General features: G+C 26.0%; 5 protein-coding genes. 3 read left to right on the forward strand and 2 right to left on the reverse strand.

The genetic code is table 11. The features are described 5' to 3' along the window. Positions 1-265: 265 nt before the first annotated feature. Positions 266-1,180 (reverse strand): alpha/beta hydrolase, encoded by a 915-nt coding sequence (locus tag J7G74_RS01630; RefSeq protein ID WP_297131007.1) that lies wholly within the window; start codon positions 1,178-1,180, stop codon positions 266-268. 207 nt (positions 1,181-1,387) lie between these two features. Here J7G74_RS01630 and J7G74_RS01635 point away from each other — a divergent pair, with 207 nt between their 5' ends. The 3 genes from J7G74_RS01635 (at position 1,388) to J7G74_RS01645 (ending at position 3,420) form a co-directional block, all read left to right on the forward strand. After that, positions 1,388-1,687, forward strand: a complete 300-nt coding sequence (locus J7G74_RS01635) for a DUF1540 domain-containing protein (RefSeq protein WP_297131010.1) — start codon at positions 1,388-1,390, stop codon at positions 1,685-1,687. Between the two features lie 160 nt (positions 1,688-1,847). Then, complete coding sequence (locus J7G74_RS01640) at positions 1,848-2,600, forward strand: ABC transporter ATP-binding protein (RefSeq protein ID WP_297131013.1); 753 nt, start codon at positions 1,848-1,850, stop codon at positions 2,598-2,600. Beyond that, entirely contained in the window at positions 2,590-3,420 is an 831-nt protein-coding gene (locus J7G74_RS01645; RefSeq protein WP_297131016.1) for an ABC transporter permease, read from the forward strand. The genes J7G74_RS01640 and J7G74_RS01645 overlap by 11 nt, the downstream gene beginning before the upstream one ends. A 77-nt stretch (positions 3,421-3,497) precedes the next feature. On the opposite strand, the gene J7G74_RS01650 is transcribed toward J7G74_RS01645, so the two are convergent. Then, the coding region (locus J7G74_RS01650) for an ABC transporter permease subunit (protein ID WP_443081635.1) at positions 3,498-3,913 on the reverse strand (416 nt) is incomplete at its 5' end.

Raw genomic sequence — 3,913 nt, forward strand, 5'->3', positions numbered from 1 at the left:
ATAATAAGTTTAAATCCTCATTTAAATTGCTTTCTTTAAAGGTATTTTTAGTTATGTTTTTTATTAATATATTTTTAATAAAAGAGTATAATAGCTTTAAAATTTTAAAAAATAATTTTGTTAAATTTTACAAATTCATAAGAATTGCAAATTCTAATAAATTTAATATTACAAAAGAAGAAATAAATTCATTAGAAATATTATTTGTCCCAAATACATATATAAAAAAAGCACAGAATAAAATTTAGTCTGTGCTTTTTACTTATTATCTAGTATTTTCAATTATAAACTTCTCTACTCTCTCCCAGTAAAGTTGACTATTTACTTTTTCGCATTTTGCATGCCCAGCATTTTCTATAATAAGCTTTTCTTTTTTTGAATTACAAGCTTCATATAGTTCATTGTGCATATAAAATGGTACAAATTTATCTTTATCTCCATGAATAAATAATATAGGTATTTTAGATTTCTTAATTTGTTTTATAGAAGAAGCTTCCTCGATAAAATAATTAGCTTTTAATTTTGAAATAAGACTACATATATTTAACACTGGAAAAGATGGAATCTTATACATATTTTTAATTTTGTAAGAAAATTGATCCTTAGCTGATGTATATCCACAATCTTCAATTATAGCTTTTACATTAAGAGGGACATCTTCACCACTTACCATCATTACTGTACTCGTACCCATAGAAACTCCATGAAGAATAATTTCAGCATCTTGGTCTTTTTTTATTATATATCTAATCCAGCCTAGTATATCTAATCTATCATGCCATCCCATTCCTATATAACTTCCTTCACTTTTTCCATGTCCTCTTAAATCAGGGATAATCATGTTATAGCCCATATTAAAATAACGATAAGCTATATTACTAACACTATAACTATTACACATATATCCGTGTACTGCAATCACCCATTTATGTGAATTATTATTTGGAACTAAATATCCATGTAATTTTAAATTATCATCCGAATTAATATAAATATCTTTTTTATATTTATATTCTGACAACCAGATATCTTTATATGGCACATTTTCATTTTTTTTATTACTAAAAATACCCCCTTTAGAGAAATATGGATTTAAACCATAGTTATATAATCTATAGCTTATATAAAATAGAAATAGGGTAAAAATTAAAATAATAAATATAATATGTTTTAATATCATATATTCTCTCCCCTTTTATTTATTAATTCTTTAATTAAATATAATAAAATTATATCACATAAAAATATTGTATATCAAAGTTTAAAAATTTTACTATAATGTCATTTTCAATATTTACTTGATATTTAATATTTTACATTTTTTAGAATAAAAGATATTTTTTTGTAAATAATAATAAAGGAATTTTATACTTATGGAGGTAAATATATGACATTGAATTGTTCGGCAGGAAATTGTATTTATAATAGTTCTGGAATTTGTTATGCTGGCAATATAGAAGTACATGGAACAAAAGCAACAACAACATCTGAGACTACATGCTCTACGTTTGTATCAAAAGATAAAGGGAATAGTTTATCAAATAATTCAAGTAATACATTTACAACTTCTACTGATATTCATTGTAAAGCTAAAAAATGTAATTACAATAGCAATCAAACTTGTATAGCTCCTAGTGTACAAATTAATTATAACAATGCTAGCTGTGATACATTTATATTAGAATAATAATAGTGGTAAGCAATTAAGCTTACCACTATTATTATTGTTATAAGGAACTTTATATCCAATAAAAATATTTATTTAGATACTTTTGATAAAATGGTACAAATATATCTATTTAATAATACTATAAACTATACCTAAAAAACATATTGGGGGTGACATCATGGGGACAATAGTAGAAGTAAATAACCTTACTAAAAACTTTTATAGTAAAGAAGGGGAAGTGAAAGTTTTAGATAACATCTCCTTTTCATTGGAAGAAGGAGAAATAATTTCACTTCTTGGTCCATCAGGAAGTGGAAAGTCTACTATTTTAAACATATTGACAAATCTTTTAAAACCAACATCAGGAGAGGTAAATATTAAAGGCTCCATTGGTTATATGTTTCAAAAAGATCATCTTTTGGAATGGAGATCCATCATGGATAATATAACAATAGGGCTAGAAATTATGCATAAGAAAAATGATAAACAATCTATTGAAAGAATTGAAAGACTATTAAAAACATACGGACTTTGGGATTTTAGGAACATGTATCCAAAAGAACTTTCTGGAGGAATGAGACAAAGAGTTGCACTTATTAGGACTCTATCTGTTAATCCAGATATTTTATTGTTAGATGAACCATTCTCTGCACTAGATTATCAAACTAGATTAATGGTTAATGATGATGTTTATAGGATTATTAAAAATGAAAATAAGTCTGTAATATTAGTAACTCATGATATTAGTGAAGCAATAGCTATGGGAGATAAAGTTGCTGTACTATCAAAAAGACCTTCTACAATAAAGAAAATTTATGATATTGATTTGGGTCTATGTGATGATAAGACTCCTTTTAAATGTCGAAAAGTACCTAAGTTTCAAACTTATTTTGATATATTATGGAAGGAGTTGGACAATAATGAGTTTTAATAAGACATTTGATAAAACTTCTAAAGAATATAAGCAATATTTAAAAGATGTTAAAATAAGAAAAATAAAAATTATAGTTATTCAAATCTTACTTTTAATAGGATTTTTCCTATTGTGGCAAATACTTGCAGACAATAATATAATAAATACTTTTCTATTTAGTAAACCAACAGATATTTATAATTTATTTATGTCATATACCTCTAGTGGAACTTTATTTGAACATATATGGATATCTGTTTATGAAACTATTCTTGGATTAATTATAGGAAGTGTATTAGGTATAATTGTAGCAATTATGCTATGGTGGTCAGAATTTTTATCTAAAATTCTAGATCCATTTTTAGTAGTATTGAATGCTCTTCCTAAAACTGCTTTAGCTCCTATTATTATCGTATGGGTTGGTGCAGGAGTTAAAGGAATTGTAGTAACAGCTATAGCTATTTCTGTAGTTATTACAATACTATCTGCTTATAATTATTTCATTAATATTGATGAAGAAAAAATAAAAATGTTAAAGAGCTTCGGAGCAACGAAATCTCAAATTTTATTTAAATTAATATTGCCAGGTAATATAGGTAACTTAATCAACTTAACTAAAATTAATATTGGTATGGCATGGGTCGGAGTTATAGTTGGTGAGTTTTTAGTTTCTAGAGCTGGTATAGGATATTTAATAGTTTATGGTAGTCAAGTATTTAAATTAGATTTAGTTATGATGGGAGTATTTGTACTAGCAATTTGTGCATGGGGGATGTATGAAATTGTTAATTTAATTGAAAAATTTTATTATTATAGACAAAGAAGAATAAAGGGTTAATTAAAAAATATAATTCTATTTAAATTTAAAAAGTATTACTAATTGTTTTTTAATTAGTAATACTTTTATTTTATATCCTAACGAGTACCTTTATCATAAGGTTCTCCTACCGCTTTAGGCGCTTGGGAGGATTTAGATGTAAATGCTAAAACAATTAAAGTAGCAATAAAGGGTATCATCTTATATACATCACTTGGGATATGGAATGATGATAAAAATGGAATTACTGAATATGCTGATGCAACAGTCTTCATAAATCCGAAGAAAAAAGCTGCAAACATAACTCTTAAAGGTTTCCATTGGCCAAATATCATAACAGCAAGTGCTAAAAATCCATACCCAGATACTGTAGCATTAAAATTAGTAGAAGTTGGTATTACAAATACTAATCCACCAAGACCTGCAAGTGCTCCTGAAATTATTACTCCTGCATATCTCATTTTATAAACATTTATACCAACAGAATCAGCAGCTTGAGGATGCTCTCCACATG

It is taken from the genome of Terrisporobacter sp. (assembly GCF_017888745.1).
Lineage (GTDB): Bacteria > Bacillota > Clostridia > Peptostreptococcales > Peptostreptococcaceae > Terrisporobacter.

Coding starts and splice junctions, on each gene's coding strand:
- J7G74_RS01640 (WP_297131013.1), top strand. CDS start 1,848: ATGGGGACAATAGTAGAAGTAAATAACCTTACTAAAAACTTTTATAGT.
- J7G74_RS01635 (WP_297131010.1), top strand. CDS start 1,388: ATGACATTGAATTGTTCGGCAGGAAATTGTATTTATAATAGTTCTGGA.
- J7G74_RS01645 (WP_297131016.1), top strand. CDS start 2,590: ATGAGTTTTAATAAGACATTTGATAAAACTTCTAAAGAATATAAGCAA.
- J7G74_RS01630 (WP_297131007.1), bottom strand. CDS start 1,180: ATGATATTAAAACATATTATATTTATTATTTTAATTTTTACCCTATTT.